Raw genomic sequence first — 20,400 nt, forward strand, 5'->3', positions numbered from 1 at the left:
ATCTTAGAATGCGCGTTTGAAGTTGAACGAGATGTAGTTGCGGTCCTTGAGCGGCTGCGCATAGCTCAGCATCGGCGCGCTGGCGGCGGGATTGTTCGTCAGGAACGTGCCGCTGCGGCCCAGGAAGCGCACGTAGCTGATGCCGAACTTCCAGTCCTGCTGGTAGCTGCCGCTCAGGCCGATACTCAGGTCTCCGCCATGTTCGGCGCCGCCGTTGAAGTTGAAGACGGTCGACGAGCGGCCGTCGAGGTTGTAGCCGATGCCGATCGGGATCGTCAGGTCGAGCCCGCTTAGCACCTGGTAATACGCCGGCTCGAAGGCGATGCGGATGGCGCTGGCGTCGCGCGTGGTGTTCACGTCGAGCGAACCCTGGTGGGTGACGCTGAGGCGGCGGTTCCACGCCAGCTCGCCGAGCAGCGCGCCGCCCTCGAACAGGCTGTTGGTCGGCATCACATACACGGCCGACAGGTTGACGTGGGCGCTGTTGCCGACCGCATAGGCCGGATTGTCGGTGTTGTTGGCGATGATGCCGACGCCGCGCGCCGACAGGAAGTTCGGCGTCGGGCCGCTGACCAGCGGATTGTTGCGCCGTATCGATCCCTCGATCGCCACGTTGACGCCGCCCAGCACGGTGCTGGCGCTGGCGCCATAGGTCTTGATGCCTTCCGCGTACACGGCCTGCACGGTGGCGGGCGCACCGGGCGGGAAGGCGGGCGAGAAGCCCAGGTAGTAATTGGCGCCCTTGTCGTGGTAGCGCGCCGCGTACAGGCCGAACTCGATGTCCAGGCCGACCGGCGCGATGCGCAGCTGCACGCCGCCCTGGCCGGAATCCTTGGCCTTCATGTCCGGTTGGGTGATGAAGGCGGGCGCGCCCGAGCCGACCGGCGCCACGAGGAAGGCGGTGGAGCCGGCGCCGGCCGCGTCGTAGGAGCTCAGATAGCTGCCCACGCCGGGAATGATGCTCGGTTTCCAGTCCAGCTGGTAGTAGGCGCCGAGCGAGACGGTGGGCGCCAGCTGCAGCTGGCCGGAGATCTGGTTGACCGGACGCAGGATCTCCTTGAACTGGGCGCCGGGCACCGACAGCAGCTTGACCAGGTCGACCGGTCCTTGGGCGGCGGCGATGCCGTTGGCGCCGAAGAACAGGCTCTCGCCGTATTGCAGCGTGTGGCGGCCCGCGCGCAGGTTGCCGGAGAGGCCGCCGACCGTGCCCTTGACGTAGACGAAGGCGTCCAGCAGCTCGGCCTTGCGTCCGTGCAGCTTGCGCGTGCCTTCGGTGAATTCGTTGCTGGCGACGCCGGCCAGGCCGGCCGCGTTCGACGACGGCGAGGCGTTGTCGTTGCGGCGGTTGTAGACCGTGTCGTACCAGGCGGCGCCGGAGGCCCGCATGCCCATGTTGTGGGTGCTGATGTCGAGCTCGGTCAGCCAGTCGACGCGGTTCGACACGATGCCTTTCTTGCGGAAGTTCTGGTTGCCGTCGTCCAGGTTCAGGCCGGTGAAGTCGCCGGGACCGGCGGCCGCGTAGCCGCCGGCCAGCAAGCCCGGATCGGCATCCTTGAGGCGGTAGGCCATGCTGTATTTGATGGTGTTGTTCCAGCTGACCTTGAGGTCGGAGCCGGTGTCGAATTCATAGGCCAGTGCCGACGGGCAGGGCAGCGCGGCGGCCACGGCCAGGGCCATCGTCAAGCCGGCGGACGTGCGCGAGGTGCGCGGTTGCGGTGTTGGTTTCATGTCTCCCCCAGGGATATTTATAGGTATTGTTGGAACGCGTGCGTGGTTGCTTTAGATGAATGTCGACATCAGCCCTCCGTCCACTGGGATGTTCACGCCGCTGACCCAGCGCGCAGCGTCCGACATCAGGAAGGCGACCACCGGCGCGACTTCGTCGGCATAGGCGGGGCGTTTCATGCGGTTGGCGTTGCGTTCCACCACGTCCTGGCCGAGCATGGTGACGAAGTCGCCGAGGATGGGCGTGAAGACGGGGCCTGGCGAGACGCAGTTCATGCGGATCGAGCGGTCCAGGAACCAGCGCTGGGATTGGACGAAGGTCCAGACCAGCAGGGCTTCCTTGAAGTACTGGTAGCAGGTTTCCTGTGGGACCGGGTGGTCGCGCAGCCAGGCTCGGACGTTTTCGTAGCCCTGGATGTTGGCCAGTTCGCGGTGCGGTTCCAATCGTTGTTGCCACTCGGCGCCGAGGGCGGAGGCGATGTTGACGATGGCGCTACCCGCGGGCATGCGCTCCAGGACTGTTTCGGACAGGTGGCGCAGGCCGAGGTAGTTGACGCGGGCGACCAAGTCGCCGTCGGCGGTGCCGGGGACGCCGGCGATGTTGCAGAGGGCGTCGACTTGTGGCGGCAACCGCGACACGGCGGCGTCGATCGCTGCCGGGTCGCTCAGGTCGGCCTGGATGTATTGGTCGAGGGTCAGGCCGGGTGGGTTGCGGTCGATGCCGATGACCTTGGCGCCGCCGGCCCTGGCCAGGCGGACGACCTCGGCGCCGATGCCGGAGCAGGCGCCGGTGATGACGATGGTTTTGTCGGGGAAGTTCATTTCGGGCCGCCGTTTAGAAGGGGTAGCGGGGAGCGTCGCTTTTGATCGTGAGCCATTGCCATTGGGAGAATTCGTCCCAGTCGGCCGGGCCGCCGTGGCGGGCGCCGTTGCCGGAGGTGCCGCTGCCGCCGAACGGTACGTGCGCTTCGGCCAGCACCGTTTGGTCGTTGACGTGGGCGTGGCCGCAGGGAACACGGTTGACGATGTGCAGCGCGCGCGTCAGCGATGGCGAAATCACGCCCAGCGCCAGGCAGCCCTCGGTCAGCGAGGCCAGGCTGATCGCTTCCTCGTCGGTGTCGAAGACCGTGATCGAAGCCACCGGACCGAACAGTTCTTCCTGGAAGCAGCGCATGCCGGGCTTGACGTCGGTGAGCACGGTGGCGGGGTAGAAGGTGCCGTCCGGTTGGCCGCCGGCCAGCAGTTTTGCGCCGGCGGCGATCGAGTCCTGGACGATGCCGTGCAGACGCTGCACCTGGCGCGCGTTGATCAGCGGGCCGAGCGCGACCTGGCCGCTCATCGGGTCGCCCACCGGCAGGTGTTTGGCCTTCTCCAGCAGCCGCTCGGTGACGGCGGCGGCGATGCCGCGCTGGAGCAGGATGCGGCCGGACGCCATGCAGATCTGGCCCTGGTGCAGATAAGCGCCCCAGGCCACGTTGGAGGCGGCCAGGTCGGGATCGGCGTCGTCCAGGATCACCAGCGAGTTCTTGCCGCCCAGTTCCAGCGCGACTTTCTTGAGCGTCTTGCCGGCCAGCTCGGCCACCCGGCGTCCAACCTGGGTCGAGCCGGTGAACGAGATCATGGCGACGTGGGGATCGAGGCACAGCGCCTCGCCCGCCTCGGCGCCGCCCGGCAGCACGTGCAGCACGCCCGGCGGCAGGCCGGCCTGCTCGAAGATGCGGGCGATGATCACGCCGCCGCTGACCGGGGTTTGCAGGTCCGGCTTGTGCAGCACGGCGTTGCCGACCGCCAGCGCCGGCGCGACCGAGCGCAGCGACAGGATCAGCGGGAAGTTGAACGGGGAGATGATGCCGACCACGCCGTGCGGCAGGCGCCGGGCGATGCTCAGCTGCTCGTGCGGGGAGGCCAGCAGTTGCCCCGTCGGCTGGGTCAGCATGGCGGCCGCTTCGTGCATGTAGACGATCGCTTCGCGCACTTCCAGGTCGGCCTTGGGCATGATGCCGCCCGTTTCGCGCGCGATCCAGGTCGCCAGTTCGGCCTGGTGTTGTTCGAACAGCGCGGCGGCCTTGCGGAAGATGGCCGCGCGGGCCTTGTAGTCGGTGGCCGCCCAGCCGCGCTGGGCGGCGCGGGCGGCGACGGCGGCGCGCGCCACGTCCTGCGCGTTGGCCTTGCCGGTGGTGCCGAGCTGCAGGCCGGTGGCCGGTTCGGTGATCGGATGCGTGCCGCCGTCGGCGGCGATCCAGTCGCCGTTGAAGATTTTTCCGGTCCAGAGCGTGTCGTTCAAAAATGCTGGCGTATCCATGCTGTCTCCTGTGTTTTGAATGGGTGTTGATCGCGCCGCATCCTCTGTGGGATGTTGTGCCGGCATGGTGTTAGTCGACGTAGCGCAGTCCCGCCTGTTCCAGCGGTCCGCGCATGGCGTACATGTCCAGGCCCAGCACGCCGGCGGCGAGCTTGGCGCGCTTGCCCGTCTCGGCCGCTTCGCGCACGGCGGCGGCGTCGGCCACCTGCTGCGCCAAGGCGGCCGGCACCACCACCACGCCGTCGTCGTCGGCGATGACGACATCGCCCGCATGCACCAGCGCGCCGGCGCAGACCACGTCGATGTTGACTGAGCCGAGCGTGGCCTTGATGGTGCCCTTGGCGCTGACGACCCTGGAGAACACGGGGAATCGCATCGCCGTCAGGTCCTTGACGTCGCGCACGCCGCCATCGATCACCAGGCCGACGGCGCCGCGCGCCCGGAACGACGTCGCCAGCAGGTCGCCGAAGAAGCCGTCGCCGCACTCGGCGGTGACGGCCGCGACGACGATGTCGCCCGGCTGGATCTGCTCGGCGGCGACGTGCATCATCCAGTTGTCGCCCGGCTGCAGCAGCACGGTGACGGCGGTGCCGCAGCAATGCGCGCCGGCGTAGACGGGCTTGAGGTACGGCCGCATCAGGCCGACGCGGCCCATGGCCTCGTGGATGGTGGCGACGCCGAAGCCGGCCAGTTGCGCCACGGCCGCCGGGTCGGCGCGGACCACGCCGCGCTTGACGATGCCCAGGTTATTCATGTTCATGCGTTGCTCCTTGGTTTGGCCTTGAGCGCGGCGTCGAGGCGCGGGAAGACGCGGCGCGCGTTGCCTTCGTAGATGAGGAACTTCTCCGCCTCGCTCAGCCGGGTCGACGCCTCGATATAGCGTTTGGTGTCGTCGAAGTAGTTGCCGGTCTCGGGATCGATGCCGCGCACGGCGCCGATCATCTCGGAGGCGAACAGGATGTTCTCGACCGGGATCACCCTTGTCAGCAGGTCGATGCCGGGCTGGTGGTAGACGCAGGTGTCGAAGAAGATGTTCTTGAGCAGATGCTCGCGCAGCAGCGGCTTCTTCATTTCCTGCGCCAGCCCGCGAAAGCGGCCCCAGTGGTAGGGAACGGCGCCGCCGCCGTGCGGGATCAGGAAGCGCAGCGTCGGGAAATCGGTGAACAGGTCCGACGTCAGGCACTGCATGAAGGCGGTGGTGTCGGCGTTGAGGTAGTGCGCGCCGGTGGTGTGGAAGCAGGCATTGCAGCTGGTCGAGACGTGCACCATCGCCGGAATGTCGTACTCGACCATTTTTTCGTACAGCGGATACCAGTGGCGGTCGCCCAGCGGCGGCGAGGTCCAGTGGCCGCCGGACGGATCGGGGTTGAGGTTGATGCCGACGTTGCCATACTGCGTGACGCATTTCTCCAGCTCGGCGATGCAGGTGGCCGGATCGACGCCGGGCGATTGCGGCAGCATGGCGGCGCCGACGAAGTGGTCGGGGAACAGCTGCGCGACCCGGTAGCATAGTTCGTTGCAGATGGCGGCCCAGGTGGCCGAGACGTTGAAGTCGCCGATATGGTGGGCCATGAAGCTGGCGCGCGGCGAGAAGATGGTCAGGTCCGAGCCGCGCTCGCGCATCAGCCGCAGCTGGTTGGATTCGATCGATTCGCGCAGCTCGTCGTCGCTGATGCGCAGCGAGGCGACCGACGGGCCGAGGTGGGGCGTGTTGAGGTTGGCGATCTGCGCCTGGCGCCATTGTTCCAGCGCCCTGGGCGCGGTGGTGTAGTGGCCGTGGCAGTCGATGACGAGGGGCTGGCTCATGCGGCGGCCCCTTCCCAGGCGGTGGCGGGCACCAGCACTTCGCCGCGCATGATCAGGCGGGCGGTGCGCAGCAGCGCGGCGCGCACCACGCGCGACGGGTCGGCCGGATCGAGCCCGAGCGCGACGCTGAATTCGCCGCCGGGATGCTCGACCGAGATGGTCGGCGCCAAGCCGTCGGCGGCGTCGGCCAGCGGATGGGCCACGCTGCCCGGCAGCACGCAGGCGGTGGCCACCGTCACCGCCGCCAGCACGCCGATCGCGTCGTGGCAGGTGTGCGGGATGAAGCAGCGGGTGCCGATGCTGCCGCCGTTGCGGGGCGCCGCCAGCAGGCACATCTTCGGATAGTTTTTGGCGCCGACGTCGCCCAGGCCCATCAGGTGGCCGGCGCGCAGGCGCAATGCTTCCAGTTTGGCCTTGAGGGCGGCGTCGGCGTTGAGGCTGTCCACGGTTTCGTTGCCGGTGCGGTTCAGGTCGGAGGCGCGCATCAGCACCATCGGCATGCCGTTGTCGATGCAGGTGACGTCGATGAAGCCGTCCTCGATGGCCAGGCGGTCGCGCACCCGGCCGGTCGGCAGCAGGCTGGCGCACACCGAACCGGCCGTGTCGAGGAAGTTGATCGAGATCGCGGCGGCCTTGCCGGGCACGCCGTCGATGCGGGCGTCGCCGCCGTAGCGGACCTTGCCGCCCCTGGTTTGCACGGTGATGTCGCACTGCATGTCGGTGTTCAGCGTCAGCACGCGCACGGTCGTGGTGTCGCCCTGGACCTCGACCAGTCCGCGCTCCAGGGCGAAGGGCACCACCGCCGCCAGCATGTTGCCGCAGTTGGCGGTGGTGTCGACGGTGTCGGATTCCGGCTGCAACTGGGCGAACAGGAAATCGAGGTCGATGCCGTCGCGCGCGCTGCGGCGGACGATGCCGGCCTTGCTGGTCAGCGAGTGGGCGCCGCCGAGGCCATCGATTTGCCGCTTGTCCGGCGAGCCCAGCGCGGCCAGCAGGACGCGGTCCCGGGCGCCGCGGTCGGCCGGCAGGTCCGACTCCAAAAAGAAGGGACCGCGCGATGTGCCGCCCCGCATCAGCAGGCAGGGCACCGCGCGCATCTCCGCATTTTTCTCATGTTCCATGTTTGCTTCCACCGAGTGACTAACGTGAATCTAGTATCGATGAAGCCTGTCTGGAGCGGCCTGCAATGTCCCGTGCAAGGCCTTCGAATTTGCTTATCGGGGATGCGCCTGGGAGCCGCCGGACTGGGTGGCGGCGAAGCGCCGGATCGTCGCCATCAGTTCCAGCGCGCCCGGCGACGCGTGGCTGTCGCTGCGCTGGGTGATGCCGATGGTGCGGCTGGTGTGCGGCACTTCCACGTCGAGCACGGTCAGCAGGCCGGCCTCGATTTCGTAGCTCAGTTGCTGGGGCGAGATCGCGGTGACCGCGTCGCTGTGCATCAGCATGCCGCGCAGGATGGCCAGGTCGCTGGTTTCGACGGCCGCGCGCGGCGCGGCCAGGCCCAGCGACTGGAACGACAGGTCGAACAGCGCGCGCGCCGGCGTGGACTGGTTGGCCAGCACCCATCTCGCCGGGACCAGGTCGGCCATGCCGAGGCCGCTTCGCTGGGTGAGGGGATGGCCGCTGCGCACCACCAGCGACATCCGGTCGTCGAGCAGCGGTTCGCCGCTCAGATCGCTCGCATAGTCGGCCGGACGCAGCGCGCCCAGGACGAAGTCGATGTCGCCGGCGCGCAGTTGCGCGGCGAGCTGGTCGAACGGGCCTTCGACGGTGGAAAAGCGCAGGCCGGGATGGCGCAGCAGCACGTCGCTGATGGCGCGCGGCAGGATGGCGGTGCGTCCCAGCGGCAGCGCGCCGATCACGACCCGCCCTTCGGTGTTGCCGCGCAAGGCGGCCAGGTCGGCGTCGATGTGGCGCAGCTCGGCCAGCGCGCGTTTGACGCGGAACACCAGGATGTCGCCGGCCTCGGTCGGCTTCATGCCCTTGGACGAGCGTTCGAACAGGTTCGTGCCGAGGCTCGCCTCGAGGTCGTTGACGAAGCCGCTGACCGCCGGCTGGCTGATGCCGAGCGTCTTGGCCACCGTCGGCATGTGGCCGGACTCGGCCAGCCTGACCAGGCATAGCAGGCGGCGCTCGTTGAACATCGCCATCGGCACCCGGGCGCGCGCCAGGGCGCCGCAGCCTTGTTCGAATTCGGCCAGCACGCGGCGCGCGCGGAACAGCACCAGATTGCCGAAGGCGGTGCGCAGCATGCCGCTGGTCTTGCGCTCGAACAGGTCGACGCCCAGCGTCGTTTCCAGCTGGCGCACCGACCGGGTGACGGCCGATTGCGCCCGGTACAGGGCGTCGGCGGCCTTGGTCACGCTGCCCATGTCGGCCACGGCGAGAAATGCGCGCAGGTGGCGCAGGCTGACTAGTTGGGACATGGCGGGGAGCGCGTTCATTAAAAGTCGGTTGAAGGTTCCAATTCCTGAAATGTATACATTGGACATGGCCTTGTCGAGTAATAAATTACTATCCCGACGTCACGCCCCGGCAAAATATATGAAAATATGTGGATTCGATAAGGTAATTAGATTGCGCGGAACGGAAAATGTATACATTTGCTTGGTTCTGCCGGGCATAATCGCTCCATCTGCATCCGCGCCCCGTACACAGCATTCAACGTGGAGTAAGCATGGCAAAAATGAGCGGCGGTCTCACGACTTCCCAGGAACAGGCGGTCATCGATTTGCGCGAGATGATCCTCAACGGCGAACTGGCCCCGGGCCAGCGCGTCACCGAGACGGCGTTGACGGAGGCCTTGCGCACTTCGCGTACGCCGGTGCGCTACGCGCTCACCGCGCTGTCGCAGGAGGGCCTGTTGAGCAGCTCGGGCAAGCGCGGCTACGTGGTCAGCACCTTCCACATCGACGACGTGCTGGGCGCGATCGACGTGCGCGCCGCGCTCGAAGGCCTGGCGGCGCGCAACCTGGCCGAGCGCGGGCTATGCCCGGAGCTGCGCCGCCAGTTGCTCGCCTGTCTGACGGACGGCGACGCGCTGTTCGCCAAGGGCCATCTGGTCGCCGGCGACGCCGCGCGCTACTCGGAGATGAACCGGCGCTTCCACGCTTTGATCACGGACGCGAGCGGCAACGACGCGCTGGCCGATCTGCTGGCGTTCAACCGCCGCGTGCCGTTTTCCGCCGCCGGCGCCTTTGCCTTCGACCAGGCCGAACTGCCGCAGCAGTACAAGGTGCTGAACTTCGCGCATATGCAGCACCACGCCATCGTGCAGGCGCTGGAGCAGGGCGACGGCACGCGGGTCGAGGCGCTGATGCGCGAACACACCCAGGCCGCGAAACAGAGCCTGCACCTCGCGGGCGAAAGCCTGTTCGCCGGCGCGGGGGAGGCGGCATGAGCCAGCAGGACCGGATCGTATTGCAGCTGCGGGAACTGATACTCAATGGCGGACTGGCGCCGGGGGAGCGCGTGCTGGAGGTGGCGCTGGCCGACACGCTGCAGGCTTCACGCACGCCGGTGCGGCGCGCGATCAAGATTTTGGAGGGCGAGGGCCTGCTGGTCGCCAACGGCGCGCGCGGCTACCAGGTCAGGCAATTCTCGTTCCGCGACGTGGTCAACGCGATCGAGGTGCGCGGGGTGCTCGAAGGCCTGGCGGCGCAAGCGGCCGCGCGGCGCGGACTGTCGCCCGAGGCCCTCGCGCGGCTCGAACACTGCATCGGGATCGGCCGCGCGCTGGTCGACAAGAACGCCATGACGGCCGGCGACGAGGAAGTCTTCGCCAACATGAACGTGGCCTTCCACGACACGGTGATCGATGCCGCCGGCAACCGCTCGCTGAAACAGGCGCTGGCCTTCAACGACCGTTTGCCGTTCGCGGCTGCCGGCGCGGTCGCCATCAACGTCAGCGCCGACTCCAGGGAGGCGCAGATGGAATTGCTGGTCAGCGCGCAGCGCGACCACGTGATGATCTATCAGGCGCTGCGCCAGCGCCAGGGCGCCAGGGCCGGCGCCCTGGTGCGCGAGCACGCGTACGTGGCCGTCGAACATATGCGGCTGGTGCTGGCCGCGCGCGGCATGGACGACGGCGAAGGTGCGATGCGATAAGCAGATTCGATGGTTGCGTTCCGTGATTGCGCTAGCTGCCGTTTGACCGGCGCTTGAAAATGGTTGAAAGGCAGGTTGTATCGAAAAAACGATTTTGACAATCACGGAGAACAACGCATGGAAACGACGCAGCACAATGAAGAGCGCCTGGTCGAGCGCGAGATCGAGGGCGAGATCGCCACGATCACCCTGAACCGGCCGCACAAGCGTAATGCGCTTAGCCTGGCGATGGTGGCCCAGTTGCGCAGCTGCGTCGAGACCTTGCCGCCCACCGTCAAGGTGGTGATCCTGGCCGGCGCCGGTCCGCATTTCTCGGCGGGACTGGACCTGGCGTCGTTGAGCGAGGCCACGCCGGCCGAAGGCATGCAGCAATCGATGATGTGGTACGAGGCCTTCGGCAAGATCCAGTTCGGGCGGGTGCCGGTGGTCTGCGTGCTGCAAGGCGCGGTGGTCGGCGGCGGCCTGGAACTGGCGTCCGTGGCCCATGTGCGGGTGGCCGAGGAAAGCGCCTATTTCGGCCTGCCCGAAGGCCAGCGCGGTATCTTCCTTGGCGGCGGCGGCTCGGTGCGCGTCACCAAGCTGATTGGCTTCTCGCGGGTCACGGAGATGATGTTGACCGGACATGTGCTGACCGCCGCCGAGGGCTTCGCCGTGGGCCTGGCGCACTATGTCACGCCGGCCGGGGAGGGCATGCGCAAGGCGCGCGAGCTGGCCGGCAAGATCGCCGGCAATGCGCCGCTGTCCAATTTCGCGATCCTGAACGCCTTGCCGCTGATCGCCGAGCAGCCGATGGCGCATGGCCTGCTGACCGAGGCGCTGATGGCGACCATCACGCAGTCGGCGCCGGAGGCGAAGGAGCGGGTCAACGCCTTCCTGGAAAAGCGCGCGGACAAGATCGCGCCGGAGGGCAAGGCATGAGCGCCGTCGCCGCCGCCACCGCCGCCGTTCCTGTCTTCCGCGCGCTGTCGCTCGGGCCTTACTCGGGGCAGGTCGAGCGGCGCGCGGACGGTTCTTTGCTGCTGCGCTCCGACGAAGCCCTTGGCCCGGCCGCCGCGCGTTACACCGAGCCGCTGGTGCGCTGGGCGCGCGAGCGTCCGCGGTTGTCCTATCTGGCGCAGCGCGATGCCGATGGCGAATGGCGCCATCTGACCTATGCCGACGCGTTGGAAAAGGTTCGGAGCATCGGGCAGGCGCTGTTGCGGCGTGGCCTGGGCCCGGACAGGCCGCTGTTGATCTTGTCCGGGAACGATATCGAATCAGCGCTGCTGTCGCTGGCGGCGACCCACGTCGGCGTGCCGTTCGTGCCGCTGTCGCCGGCCTATTCGCTGCTGTCCAAGGATGGCGAGCGGCTGCGCCACGCGCTGGACCTGCTGACGCCGGGACTGGTGTTCGCCGCCGACGCGGCACGCTATGGACGCGCGATCGAGGCTTGCGTCGATCCCGCCATGGAGCTGCTGTTCGCGCGTGGCAGTCTGGCCGGCCGTTCCTGCACCGCCTTCGACGAGCTGCTGGCCACCGCGGCCGGTCCGCAGGTCGAGCAGGCCCACCGGGCGATCGGGCCGGACACCATCGTCAAGTTCCTGTTCACGTCCGGCTCGACCAAGCTGCCCAAGGCCGTCATCAACACCCACGGCATGATGTGCGCCAACCAGCGGATGCACGCGCAGTGCTACCCCTTCCTGGATGAGCGGCCACCGGTGCTGCTCGACTGGATGCCCTGGCACCACACGGCCGGCGGCAACCTGATCTCCGGCATGGTGATGTTCTGTGGCGGCACCTTGTACCTGGATGACGGCAAACCGACGCCAGATGACTTTGAAAAAACCGTGCGCAATCTGCGCGAGATCGCGCCCACCATCTACTTCACCGTGCCCAAGGGGCTGGAGATGCTGGTGCGCGCGATGCAGGACGACAGCGCCTTGCGCGACCATTTTTTCAGCCGTCTGAGTTTGATCTTTCCGGCCGGCGCGGCCTTGTCGGCGCCGCTCAAGGCGGCGGTGGACAAGCTGGCGGTGGAAGCCTGCGGCGCGCGGATCGCCATGACGATGGGACTGGGCATGACCGAGACCGCGCCGTTCGCGCTGTCGGCCCATCTGCCGGACTGGCAGGCGGGGGTGATCGGCTTGCCCGCGCCGGGTGTCACCGTCAAGCTGGCGCCGGTGGGCGACAAGCTGGAGGTGCGTTATCGCGGCCCCAACGTGACGCCGGGTTATTGGCGCCAGCCGGAGCTCACGCGCGAAGCGTTCGACGAAGAGGGATATTTTTGCAGCGGCGACGCGGCCCGTTTCATCGACCAGGCGAAGCCAGAGCGCGGGCTGCGCTTCGACGGCCGCATCGCCGAGGACTTCAAACTGATCAGCGGGACCTGGGCCAATGTCGGCGGCCTGCGCGGCGGCGTGATCGCCGCCGGCGCGCCCTACATCCAGGACGCCGTCATCACCGGGCATGACCGCGACACGCTGGGCATGCTGGTGTTCCTGCTGCCGGCCGCCCACACCGCGATGACGGCGCCGGCCAGGCGCGTGTGGCTGCAAGCGCTGCTGGACAAGCTGGCGGCGCAGGCCACCGGCAGTTCGCAACGCATCATGCACGCGATGGAGATGGAGGAGCCGGCGTCGATGGATCTTGGCGAGTGCACCGATAAGGGCTCGATCAACCAGCGCACGGTGCTCAAGCTGCGCGCAAACCTGGTCGAGCTGCTGTACGCGCCGCCGGGCGATCCGCGTGTGCTGCACGCATCCCTTACCAAGAACAAGGAGGCCGTATGATCAACCTCGATGACATCGTCGCCATCGACATGCACATCCATGCCACCGTCTCCACGCGCAACGCGCCGGACCCTGTGGCCACCGCCTTCGACGCCGCCATGGCCAAGTACTTCAAGGAGCAGACCACGCGCCTGACGATCGCCGAGACGGCGGCCTACTACCGCGAGCGCAAGATGCTGGCCGTGATCTTCTCGGTCGACACGGAGCGCGCCAACGGCCAGGTAAGGATCGCCAACGAGGAGGTGGCCGAGGAAGCGGCAGCGCACCCGGACGTGCTGATTCCCTTCGCCAGCGTCGATCCGCTGCGCGGCAAGATGGGCGCGCGCGAGGTGCGCCGCCTGGTCGAGGAATATGGTGTGCGCGGTTTCAAATTCCATCCATCGGCACAGGAGTTTTATCCGAACGACCGCGCCGCCTACGCGGTGTACGAGGCCATCGCCCAGGCCGGGCTGCCAGCGATTTTCCACAGCGGCCAGACCGGCGTGGGGGCGGGCATGGCGGGTGGCGGCGGGGTGAGGCTCAAGTATTCCGATCCGATGTTCCTGGACGACGTGGCGGTCGATTTTCCGATGATGCCGATCGTGATCGCGCATCCGTCGTTCCCCTGGCAGGAGAACGCGCTGGCGGTGGCCACCCACAAGCCGCAGGTGTATATCGACCTGTCGGGATGGTCGCCGAAGTACTTCTCGCCGCTGCTGGTGCAGTACGCGAACGGGCTGCTGAAAAAGAAGATGTTGTTCGGTTCCGATTTCCCGGCGCTGACGCCGGAGCGCTGGATGTCCGACTTCGAGCAGATCGGCATCAAGGACGAGGTGCGGCCGCTGATCCTCAAGGAGAACGCGATCCGCTTGCTGGGGCTGGACCGCCATCCCGTCTACGGCCGCTATCAGCGGCTGCAACCGCCGGCCGGCGCCGACTGCTGCTGATCCACCACCCATCCCGAAAGGTACGACATGCAATTACAAGACACGGCCGCCCTGGTCACGGGCGGCGCATCGGGCCTCGGCGAGGCCACGGTGCGGCATCTGGCGCGCCAGGGCGCGCGGGTGGCGATCCTGGATATCGACCGCGAACGCGCCGAGGCGCTGGCCAAACTGGTGGGCGGCCTCGCGCTGCACTGCGACGTCACCGATCCGGCCAGCGCCGCCGGCGCCATCGCGGCCGCGCGCGAGCGGCACGGCGTGGCGCGGGTGCTGGTCAACTGCGCCGGCGGCGGCAAACCGAAGCGGGTGGTCGGCAAGGACGGGCCGATGCCGCTGGAGGACTTCGTCAAGGTGGTCAACCTGAACCTGTTCGGCGGTTTCAACATGGTGCGCCTGGCCGCCGCCGACATGATCGCCGCGCCGCCGCTCGATGGCGAGCGCGGGGTGCTGCTGTTCACCGCCTCGGCGGCGGCGTTCGAGGGCCAAATCGGGCAGTCGGCCTACGCCGCGTCGAAGGGCGCGCTGGTGGCGCTGACCTTGCAGTTGGCGCGCGAATTCGCCCAGTTCGGCGTGCGCGCGATGACGGTCGCTCCCGGCATTTTCGAAACACCGCTGATGGCCAATGTTACTCCGGAGGTGATGCGGGCGCTGATCGATAGCTCGGTTTATCCCAAACGATTGGGGCATCCGGAGGAATTCGCCGAACTGGTGGGCCATGTCATCGGCAACCGTTTCCTGAATGGCGAGGTGATACGCCTTGATGGCGCCGTGCGGCTGGCGCCGCGTTGACGCAGGCTTTGTAGCAGAGTGCTTTACCAACCAAGGAGGAGACATGGAAAACAATCGTGGTGTGGTGTACATGGGGCAGGGCCAGGTGCGGGTGCAGGACATCGCCTATCCGAAGATGGAGGACCCGCGCGGCAGGAAGATCGAGCATGGCGTGATCCTGCGCGTGGTGTCGACCAATATCTGCGGCTCCGACCAGCACATGGTGCGCGGCCGGACCACGGCCTCCGTCGGCCTGGTGCTCGGTCACGAGATCACCGGCGAGGTGCTGGAGGTGGGGCGCGACGTCGAGACGCTGAGCAAGGGCGATCTGGTGTCGGTGCCGTTCAATGTGGCTTGCGGCCGTTGCCGCACTTGCAAGGAGCAACACACCGGCGTTTGCCTGAACGTCAATCCCGCGCGCGCCGGCGGCGCCTACGGCTACGTCGATATGGGCGACTGGATCGGCGGCCAGGCGCAATACGTGCTGGTGCCGTATGCCGATTTCAACCTGCTCAAATTCCCGGACCGCGACCGCGCGATGGCCAAGATCCGCGACCTGACTTGTTTGTCCGATATCCTGCCGACCGGCTACCATGGCGCCGTCACCGCCGGCGTGGGACCGGGCAGCACCGTGTACATCGCCGGCGCGGGCCCGGTGGGCATGGCGGCGGCGGCCTCCGCGCGGCTGCTGGGAGCGGCCGTCACCATCGTCGGCGATGTCAACCCGGCGCGCCTGGCGCATGCCAGGGCGGTGGGCTTCGAGACGGTCGACCTGTCGCTGGACGCCAGCCTGGCCGACCAGATCGCGGCCATCCTCGGCACGCCGGAAGTCGACAGCGCGGTCGATTGCGTCGGTTTCGAGGCGCGCGGGCATGGCCACGCGGGCGCCGCGCACGAGGCGCCGGCCACGGTGCTCAACGCGTTGATGGAGGTCACGCGCGCGGCCGGCAAGATCGGCATTCCCGGCTTGTACGTCACCGACGATCCGGGAGCGGCCGATGCCGGCTCGCGCCATGGCAGCCTGCAGATCCGCTTCGGCCTTGGTTGGGCCAAGTCGCACAGCTTCCACACCGGCCAGACCCCGGTCATGAAATACAACCGCGCGCTGATGCAGGCCATTCTGTGGGACCGCATCAACGTCGCCGAGGTGGTCAACGTCCAGGTCATCGGCCTGGAGGAGGCGCCGCAGGCGTATAACGAATTCGACGCCGGCGTGGCCAAGAAATTCGTCCTCGATCCGCACGGGCTGATCGCCGCCTGACGATGAAAACGCTCTATCTACTTTGCGGTTTGCTGTGCGACGAGGAGGTGTGGGCGGCGCAGGCCGGGGCGCTGGCGCGCGACTACGACGTGCGCGTCGTCAGCTTCACGCGCCAGGACAGCCTGCGGGCGATGGCCGAACACGTGCTGGCGGATGCGCCGGATCGCTTCGCGCTGGCCGGCCATTCGATGGGCGGGCGCGTGGCGCTGGAGGTGTACCGCCACGCGCCCGAACGGGTCGAACGCCTGGCGTTGCTCGACACCGGCTACGAGGCGCCGCAGCCCGGCGAGGCGGCCCGGCGCGCGGTGCTGGTCGATCGCGCCCGGGCCGAGGGCATCGACGCCATCGCCGCCGAATGGGCGCTGCCGATGCTGGCGCCGCGCCACCGCTTCGACGCGGAGCTGGTGGCCGAGATGCTGGAAATGGTCGGGCGGATGTCGCCCGAGATCTATGTTGCGCAGACCCGCGCGCTGCTGACACGGCCCGACGCGGCGGACGTGCTGGCGCGGATCGGCTGTCCGGCGCTGGTGCTGTGCGGCCGGCAGGACGGCTGGAGTCCGCCGGAGCGGCACGAGCGCATGGCCGCGCTGATGGCGCGGCCGCCCGTCCTGCGCCTGATCGACTCCTGCGGCCACATGTCGACGATGGAACAGCCGGCGGCGGTGCTGGGCGCGCTGCGCGACTGGCTGGAGCTGCCATGAAGGCCGGGACCATCCCGCCCGCCGACGAGGCCGCGATCCGGCTCGCCTGCGCCGAATTGATCGTCCGCTACGCCTATCTGAACGACGAGCGCCGCTTCGACGAACTGGCCGCGCTGTTCACCGAGGACGCGGTGCTGTTCCGGCCATCGGCGCCGGAGCTGCCGATCGAGGGACGGCCAGCCATCCTGGCCGCGCTGGGCAGGCGGCCGCCGGAGACGGTGACCTTCCACGTCACCAGCGACGTGCTGGTGGAGGTGGACAGCGCGACGACGGCGCGCTGCCGCTCGCGCATCCTGATGATGAGCGGCACCCGCTCGCCGGAGGGCGGCGCGCCGACCGATGTGCGGCCGGCGGTTCCGGGCGTGTTCATCGACCACCTTCGGCTCACCGCCGACGGCTGGCGCTTCGCATCGCGGCGCGGTTCGTTATGGCTACCTCCAAGCTGACGCGCGGCGCAATCAAGATCAATCACAAGGACCATCATGGCAAAAATTATCGGCGGCATCGGGACTTCGCACGTGCCCACCATCGGCCTCGCGTACGACCGCAAGCGCCAGAACGATCCGGCGTGGGCGCCGCTGTTCAAGGGCTACGAGCCGGTGGCCAAATGGCTGGAGGAGCGGCGGCCGGATGTGCTGCTGTTCTTCTACAACGACCACGCCAACAGCTTTTTCTTCGACTGCTATCCCACGTTCGCTATCGGCGTGTCGCCGGAGTTCGACATGGCCGACGAGGGCGCGGGCCGGCGTCCGCTGCCCGGCATCAAGGGCAACGCCGCGCTGGCCGCGCACGTGACCGATTGCCTCGTCAACGAGGAATTCGACATGGCGGTGTTCCAGGACCGCGCGCTCGATCACGGCTGCAATTCCCCGCTGGGCCTCATGTGGCCGCACGAACCGGCCTGGCCGGGCGCCATCCTGCCGATCGCGATCAATGTCCTGCAGTATCCGCTGCCGACGGCGCGGCGCTGCTACAAGTTGGGCAAGGCGGTGCGGCGCGCGGTCGAGTCCTTCCCGCAGGACCTGAAGGTGGTGGTGGTCGGCACCGGCGGCTTGTCGCACCAGATCCATGGCGAGCGCACGGGTTTCAACGACACCGAATGGGACGAGGAATTCCTGCGTCTGTTCGTCGATGCGCCGGAGACGCTGACGGCGATGACGCACGCGGAACTGGTGCGCCGTGGCGGCGCCGAAAGCGCCGAGGTGATCATGTGGCTGGCGATGCGCGGCGCGTTGACCGACACGATACGCTGCGTGCACCAGAACCACTACCTGGCCACCACCACCAATATGGCGGTGGCCATCTACGAGCAGGAGGAGGCCGGCGGTCCGATGCCGACGCCGGCGCGCGCGCGCTCCAACGAACAGCTGGCCGGCATCGAGGAGATCGACGGCACCTATCCGTTCGATGTCGCGCACAGCGTCAAGGCGCTGGACCTGAACCGCTTCTTCTGGCGCCACCGCGAACCCCTGTTCCGCGAACTGGTGACGCGCGACCTCGAGGCGGCTTTCGATGAGTCGCGATTGAGCGAGGAGGAGCGGGAACTGGTGCGGCGGCGCGACTGGCTTGGCCTGGTGCGGTACGGGGTGAGCTTTTTCGTGCTGGAGAAGTTCGCGCGCGTGCAAAAGATGTCCAACCTGCAGGTGTACGCCAGCATGCGCGGCGAAACGCTGGAGGCTTTCCTGCAGACAAGGAGGGTACCGGCGTCGGCGTAATTTCCACTTAATATAAATAAAACATTGCTTTTTTAGCTTGCATTTCAATCGTGCGCACCTACCCTTGGTTTAAAATTGCCCTGAGTTTGATGCCTAAAAGAAATGTATGACTATCTCGCAAGCCCCCGCTGCGCCGAAAGAATGGATCGATGCCTTGAAAGGGATCGGCATCGTCGCGGTCGTGATGGGGCACGCGTACGGCTGGCGCGATGGCAGCATCCTGCCGCTGATTTATCTTTTCCACATGCCGTTGTTTTTCTTCTTGAGCGGATACCTGTATAAGCCGAGTCCCGACTTATTGGTTTTCCTAAGGAAAAAGACGTTTCATTTGCTGGTGCCCTATGCGGCGTTCCTGCTGCTGATCGTCCTTATTCCGGACGTTTATCGCGCTATCGCCATCCATGATTTTGGAATTACTGAGGCGAAATACAGTCTGAAAAACGCGATATATGGCGGCCGCCGGCTGGAGGGCGCCGCCACCGCCTTCTGGTTCGTGCCATGCCTGTTTTTAACCCAGCAGATCTTTAACTTCATCGTTGTTCGGAGTCGAAGGGGCGGGCTGCTTCTCATCATCCTCGCGGCGACCGTTGTCAGTTACGTCAATTCGCTTTTATACCAGCATGCGCGGCTGCCTTTGAATGTCAACGTGGTGCTGGGCGCGCTTCCGCTCTTTTATCTTGGGTATGTATTCAAGCGACACGAGAACAGGCGGTGGATTACCCTGGCGGCGTTTGCTGTCAGTATTCTCGCCGTCGCCCTCGTACGCTCCGGAATGCCTAACTTTTACGATATGAAGGTGGCGGATTACGGAATACCCGTCGTGACGATGGCGAGCGCCATCGCCGTCACCATCGCGCTGATCGCGGTCGCAAAACAACTGGAGCGGGTGTCTGTCGTTTCCCACGGCTTTGTCGCGCTGGGACAGGCGTCAATGGTGATCATGTTCGTTCATCAAGCCGTTTTCCTCATGCGGGCAGAGCTTGGCTCCAACAACCGGGTCTACGGGATTGTTTTGGCGATCGCCGTGTCGTACCTGGTGTATTTGCTGGCCAAGCGCTTCACGATTTCCAGAGCGGTTTTGCTGGGCTCCGAAGCCGATTTTAAAAAACTCTTAAAACCGCGCGGTGCACGCGGCACCGCCGATCAATCAGATATCACCACAAGTCCGCCGCCGACAAGGTCCGGACTGCGATAGCGGAAGCCCGATCCGGCGCCCATCCCGCAAACGCGCGATGCCGGTGACCATATGCGGGATTCCCGCTGTCCGCCCCACACCTTAAAGTTGATCCACTTGCGAGTCACTGTGACCTGTCGCCAAGTAATCACTTTATCGAGGGGGACACTCTATGGGTACTATTGTCCAAAGCATGTCAAGATTCGCCTCGGCGGCTTTCGCCTTCGGAATTTTAGCGACGAGCCTTGGCGTGGCGCCGCTGGCGTATGCCGACGATCCGCTCAAACCGATTTCAAATATCGTCGAACGAGATCGCGCGAACGGGCCATGCAGGGACGCTGTGACGTTCGGCGGTTTCGGCCCGTTTTTCTCCTACAATAAAAAACTTGAGGAAGTGGCCCAAGCCTATGCCCGCGCGGAGAAGAATATCCCGGGCAACAATCTAAGCAACTACGGCACCATCGTGTCCTTTCTGGGCACGGGAGATCCTCAGTCGCAAGCGATCGATCTGGCTTACAAGAGGGGAGCAGGCAACGCGGTGCGCAACTGCGCTTTCAAAGAATATGGCGTAGGCTTTTGGCGTGACGAGGGGCGGGAAATCGATTTCGTGACAATTGTGTTTGGTGTCCCGACGCCGCCGGACCGGGGGACGATCGTACGCCGGGCAGACCGGCCCGGTAGCGACTACCGGAATTTCGATATTTCGCCCCCCTCAGGCGTTATTTCCGAGATTCGGCCAGATTTGTGCGAAGCGGCTTGCAGCGGGGAGGCAATGTGCAAAGCCTGGACCTATGTCGAGCCGGGCGTCCAGGGCCGCCTCGGTAAATGCTGGCTCAAAAACGCCGTTCCTGCGGCCGTTGCATGCAGCAATTGCTCATCTGGAGTAAAAACGCCGGCGAACGAAACGAATATTGACCGCCCCGGCGGCGACTTTACCCACTTCACCGTTGGCGCGGGTCAGCTATCGGTCTGCGAGACAGCCTGCACCAAGGACTCCCGCTGCGCGACCTGGACTTACGTGCGGCCCGGTGTCCAGGGGCCGGCGGCCCAGTGCTGGCTGAAAGACCGCACGCCCCCGCCAGTGGCGAGTGACTGTTGCACGACCGGCACCGTGCAACGGCCCACCAGGCTCCCCAAGTAAATCACCGGC

General features: G+C 66.6%; 19 protein-coding genes. 12 read left to right on the forward strand and 7 right to left on the reverse strand.

The features are described from left to right. Positions 1 to 3: 3 nt before the first annotated feature. The 7 genes from MRBLMU1_RS13965 to MRBLMU1_RS13995 form a co-directional block, all read right to left on the reverse strand. Positions 4 to 1,728 carry a DUF1302 domain-containing protein gene (locus MRBLMU1_RS13965; RefSeq protein ID WP_363502261.1) on the reverse strand — a complete coding sequence of 575 codons (1,725 nt, stop codon included), beginning with the start codon at positions 1,726 to 1,728 and terminating at the stop codon, positions 4 to 6. 51 nt (positions 1,729 to 1,779) lie between these two features. Continuing rightward, a complete protein-coding gene (locus MRBLMU1_RS13970; protein WP_363502263.1) occupies positions 1,780 to 2,547 on the reverse strand; it encodes a coniferyl-alcohol dehydrogenase in 768 nt (255 codons plus the stop codon). A gap of 13 nt (positions 2,548 to 2,560) precedes the next feature. After that, positions 2,561 to 4,027 carry a benzaldehyde dehydrogenase gene (locus tag MRBLMU1_RS13975; protein WP_363502265.1) on the reverse strand — a complete coding sequence of 489 codons (1,467 nt, stop codon included), beginning with the start codon at positions 4,025 to 4,027 and terminating at the stop codon, positions 2,561 to 2,563. Between the two features lie 70 nt (positions 4,028 to 4,097). Then, complete coding sequence (ligK, locus tag MRBLMU1_RS13980) at positions 4,098 to 4,787, reverse strand: 4-carboxy-4-hydroxy-2-oxoadipate aldolase/oxaloacetate decarboxylase (RefSeq protein ID WP_363502266.1); 690 nt, start codon at positions 4,785 to 4,787, stop codon at positions 4,098 to 4,100. After that, on the reverse strand, positions 4,784 to 5,833 hold the full coding sequence (locus MRBLMU1_RS13985) for an amidohydrolase family protein (protein WP_363502268.1): 1,050 nt from the start codon (positions 5,831 to 5,833) through the stop codon (positions 4,784 to 4,786). Before MRBLMU1_RS13985 ends, ligK begins: the two co-directional genes overlap by 4 nt. Beyond that, a complete protein-coding gene (locus MRBLMU1_RS13990) occupies positions 5,830 to 6,954 on the reverse strand; it encodes a 4-oxalomesaconate tautomerase (RefSeq protein ID WP_363502270.1) in 1,125 nt (374 codons plus the stop codon). The genes MRBLMU1_RS13985 and MRBLMU1_RS13990 overlap by 4 nt, the downstream gene beginning before the upstream one ends. A gap of 93 nt (positions 6,955 to 7,047) precedes the next feature. Next, on the reverse strand, positions 7,048 to 8,259 hold the full coding sequence (locus tag MRBLMU1_RS13995) for a LysR family transcriptional regulator (RefSeq protein ID WP_363502272.1): 1,212 nt from the start codon (positions 8,257 to 8,259) through the stop codon (positions 7,048 to 7,050). A 251-nt stretch (positions 8,260 to 8,510) separates the two neighbouring features. Between MRBLMU1_RS13995 and MRBLMU1_RS14000 the strand changes: the two genes are divergently transcribed. From MRBLMU1_RS14000 to MRBLMU1_RS14055, 12 genes are all read left to right on the forward strand, one after another. Beyond that, entirely contained in the window at positions 8,511 to 9,233 is a 723-nt protein-coding gene (locus MRBLMU1_RS14000; protein ID WP_363502274.1) for a GntR family transcriptional regulator, read from the forward strand. Beyond that, positions 9,230 to 9,940: a GntR family transcriptional regulator gene (locus MRBLMU1_RS14005; RefSeq protein ID WP_363502276.1), complete on the forward strand. Its 711-nt coding sequence runs from the start codon at positions 9,230 to 9,232 to the stop codon at positions 9,938 to 9,940. The genes MRBLMU1_RS14000 and MRBLMU1_RS14005 overlap by 4 nt, the downstream gene beginning before the upstream one ends. 117 nt (positions 9,941 to 10,057) lie before the next feature. Next, positions 10,058 to 10,858 (forward strand): crotonase/enoyl-CoA hydratase family protein, encoded by an 801-nt coding sequence (locus tag MRBLMU1_RS14010; RefSeq protein WP_363502278.1) that lies wholly within the window; start codon positions 10,058 to 10,060, stop codon positions 10,856 to 10,858. Then, positions 10,855 to 12,708, forward strand: coding sequence for a feruloyl-CoA synthase (locus MRBLMU1_RS14015; RefSeq protein ID WP_363502280.1), 1,854 nt, complete (start codon positions 10,855 to 10,857; stop codon positions 12,706 to 12,708). Before MRBLMU1_RS14010 ends, MRBLMU1_RS14015 begins: the two co-directional genes overlap by 4 nt. Then, complete coding sequence (locus MRBLMU1_RS14020) at positions 12,708 to 13,634, forward strand: amidohydrolase family protein (RefSeq protein ID WP_363502402.1); 927 nt, start codon at positions 12,708 to 12,710, stop codon at positions 13,632 to 13,634. Before MRBLMU1_RS14015 ends, MRBLMU1_RS14020 begins: the two co-directional genes overlap by 1 nt. 27 nt (positions 13,635 to 13,661) lie before the next feature. Further along, complete coding sequence (locus MRBLMU1_RS14025) at positions 13,662 to 14,420, forward strand: SDR family NAD(P)-dependent oxidoreductase (protein ID WP_363502282.1); 759 nt, start codon at positions 13,662 to 13,664, stop codon at positions 14,418 to 14,420. Positions 14,421 to 14,463: 43 nt separating this feature from the next. Then, on the forward strand, positions 14,464 to 15,660 hold the full coding sequence (gene fdhA, locus MRBLMU1_RS14030) for a formaldehyde dehydrogenase, glutathione-independent (RefSeq protein ID WP_363502284.1): 1,197 nt from the start codon (positions 14,464 to 14,466) through the stop codon (positions 15,658 to 15,660). Between the two features lie 2 nt (positions 15,661 to 15,662). Then, positions 15,663 to 16,361 (forward strand): alpha/beta fold hydrolase, encoded by a 699-nt coding sequence (locus MRBLMU1_RS14035; protein ID WP_363502286.1) that lies wholly within the window; start codon positions 15,663 to 15,665, stop codon positions 16,359 to 16,361. Next, positions 16,358 to 16,807 (forward strand): nuclear transport factor 2 family protein, encoded by a 450-nt coding sequence (locus MRBLMU1_RS14040; protein ID WP_363502288.1) that lies wholly within the window; start codon positions 16,358 to 16,360, stop codon positions 16,805 to 16,807. Before MRBLMU1_RS14035 ends, MRBLMU1_RS14040 begins: the two co-directional genes overlap by 4 nt. A gap of 36 nt (positions 16,808 to 16,843) precedes the next feature. Then, complete coding sequence (locus MRBLMU1_RS14045; RefSeq protein ID WP_363502290.1) at positions 16,844 to 18,076, forward strand: gallate dioxygenase; 1,233 nt, start codon at positions 16,844 to 16,846, stop codon at positions 18,074 to 18,076. Positions 18,077 to 18,182: 106 nt separating this feature from the next. Then, the gene (locus MRBLMU1_RS14050) at positions 18,183 to 19,271 is read left to right on the forward strand and encodes an acyltransferase family protein (RefSeq protein ID WP_363502292.1); all 1,089 of its coding nucleotides are present in this window, start codon (positions 18,183 to 18,185) and stop codon (positions 19,269 to 19,271) included. A 151-nt stretch (positions 19,272 to 19,422) separates the two neighbouring features. Beyond that, a complete protein-coding gene (locus tag MRBLMU1_RS14055; RefSeq protein ID WP_363502294.1) occupies positions 19,423 to 20,391 on the forward strand; it encodes a PAN domain-containing protein in 969 nt (322 codons plus the stop codon). The last annotated feature ends 9 nt before the right edge of the window (positions 20,392 to 20,400 follow it).

Source organism: Burkholderia sp. LMU1-1-1.1, from assembly GCF_040675865.1.
Taxonomy (GTDB): domain Bacteria; phylum Pseudomonadota; class Gammaproteobacteria; order Burkholderiales; family Burkholderiaceae_D; genus Rugamonas.

What these genes read in the sequence shown, in the direction of transcription:
- MRBLMU1_RS13965 (WP_363502261.1), bottom strand. Translation starts at nt 1,728, where the DNA reads ATGAAACCAACACCGCAACCGCGCACCTCGCGCACGTCCGCCGGCTTG.
- MRBLMU1_RS13970 (WP_363502263.1), bottom strand. Translation starts at nt 2,547, where the DNA reads ATGAACTTCCCCGACAAAACCATCGTCATCACCGGCGCCTGCTCCGGC.
- MRBLMU1_RS13975 (WP_363502265.1), bottom strand. Translation starts at nt 4,027, where the DNA reads ATGGATACGCCAGCATTTTTGAACGACACGCTCTGGACCGGAAAAATC.
- ligK (WP_363502266.1), bottom strand. Translation starts at nt 4,787, where the DNA reads ATGAACATGAATAACCTGGGCATCGTCAAGCGCGGCGTGGTCCGCGCC.
- MRBLMU1_RS13985 (WP_363502268.1), bottom strand. Translation starts at nt 5,833, where the DNA reads ATGAGCCAGCCCCTCGTCATCGACTGCCACGGCCACTACACCACCGCG.
- MRBLMU1_RS13990 (WP_363502270.1), bottom strand. Translation starts at nt 6,954, where the DNA reads ATGGAACATGAGAAAAATGCGGAGATGCGCGCGGTGCCCTGCCTGCTG.
- MRBLMU1_RS13995 (WP_363502272.1), bottom strand. Translation starts at nt 8,259, where the DNA reads ATGTCCCAACTAGTCAGCCTGCGCCACCTGCGCGCATTTCTCGCCGTG.
- MRBLMU1_RS14000 (WP_363502274.1), top strand. Translation starts at nt 8,511, where the DNA reads ATGGCAAAAATGAGCGGCGGTCTCACGACTTCCCAGGAACAGGCGGTC.
- MRBLMU1_RS14005 (WP_363502276.1), top strand. Translation starts at nt 9,230, where the DNA reads ATGAGCCAGCAGGACCGGATCGTATTGCAGCTGCGGGAACTGATACTC.
- MRBLMU1_RS14010 (WP_363502278.1), top strand. Translation starts at nt 10,058, where the DNA reads ATGGAAACGACGCAGCACAATGAAGAGCGCCTGGTCGAGCGCGAGATC.
- MRBLMU1_RS14015 (WP_363502280.1), top strand. Translation starts at nt 10,855, where the DNA reads ATGAGCGCCGTCGCCGCCGCCACCGCCGCCGTTCCTGTCTTCCGCGCG.
- MRBLMU1_RS14025 (WP_363502282.1), top strand. Translation starts at nt 13,662, where the DNA reads ATGCAATTACAAGACACGGCCGCCCTGGTCACGGGCGGCGCATCGGGC.
- fdhA (WP_363502284.1), top strand. Translation starts at nt 14,464, where the DNA reads ATGGAAAACAATCGTGGTGTGGTGTACATGGGGCAGGGCCAGGTGCGG.
- MRBLMU1_RS14035 (WP_363502286.1), top strand. Translation starts at nt 15,663, where the DNA reads ATGAAAACGCTCTATCTACTTTGCGGTTTGCTGTGCGACGAGGAGGTG.
- MRBLMU1_RS14040 (WP_363502288.1), top strand. Translation starts at nt 16,358, where the DNA reads ATGAAGGCCGGGACCATCCCGCCCGCCGACGAGGCCGCGATCCGGCTC.
- MRBLMU1_RS14045 (WP_363502290.1), top strand. Translation starts at nt 16,844, where the DNA reads ATGGCAAAAATTATCGGCGGCATCGGGACTTCGCACGTGCCCACCATC.
- MRBLMU1_RS14050 (WP_363502292.1), top strand. Translation starts at nt 18,183, where the DNA reads ATGACTATCTCGCAAGCCCCCGCTGCGCCGAAAGAATGGATCGATGCC.
- MRBLMU1_RS14055 (WP_363502294.1), top strand. Translation starts at nt 19,423, where the DNA reads ATGGGTACTATTGTCCAAAGCATGTCAAGATTCGCCTCGGCGGCTTTC.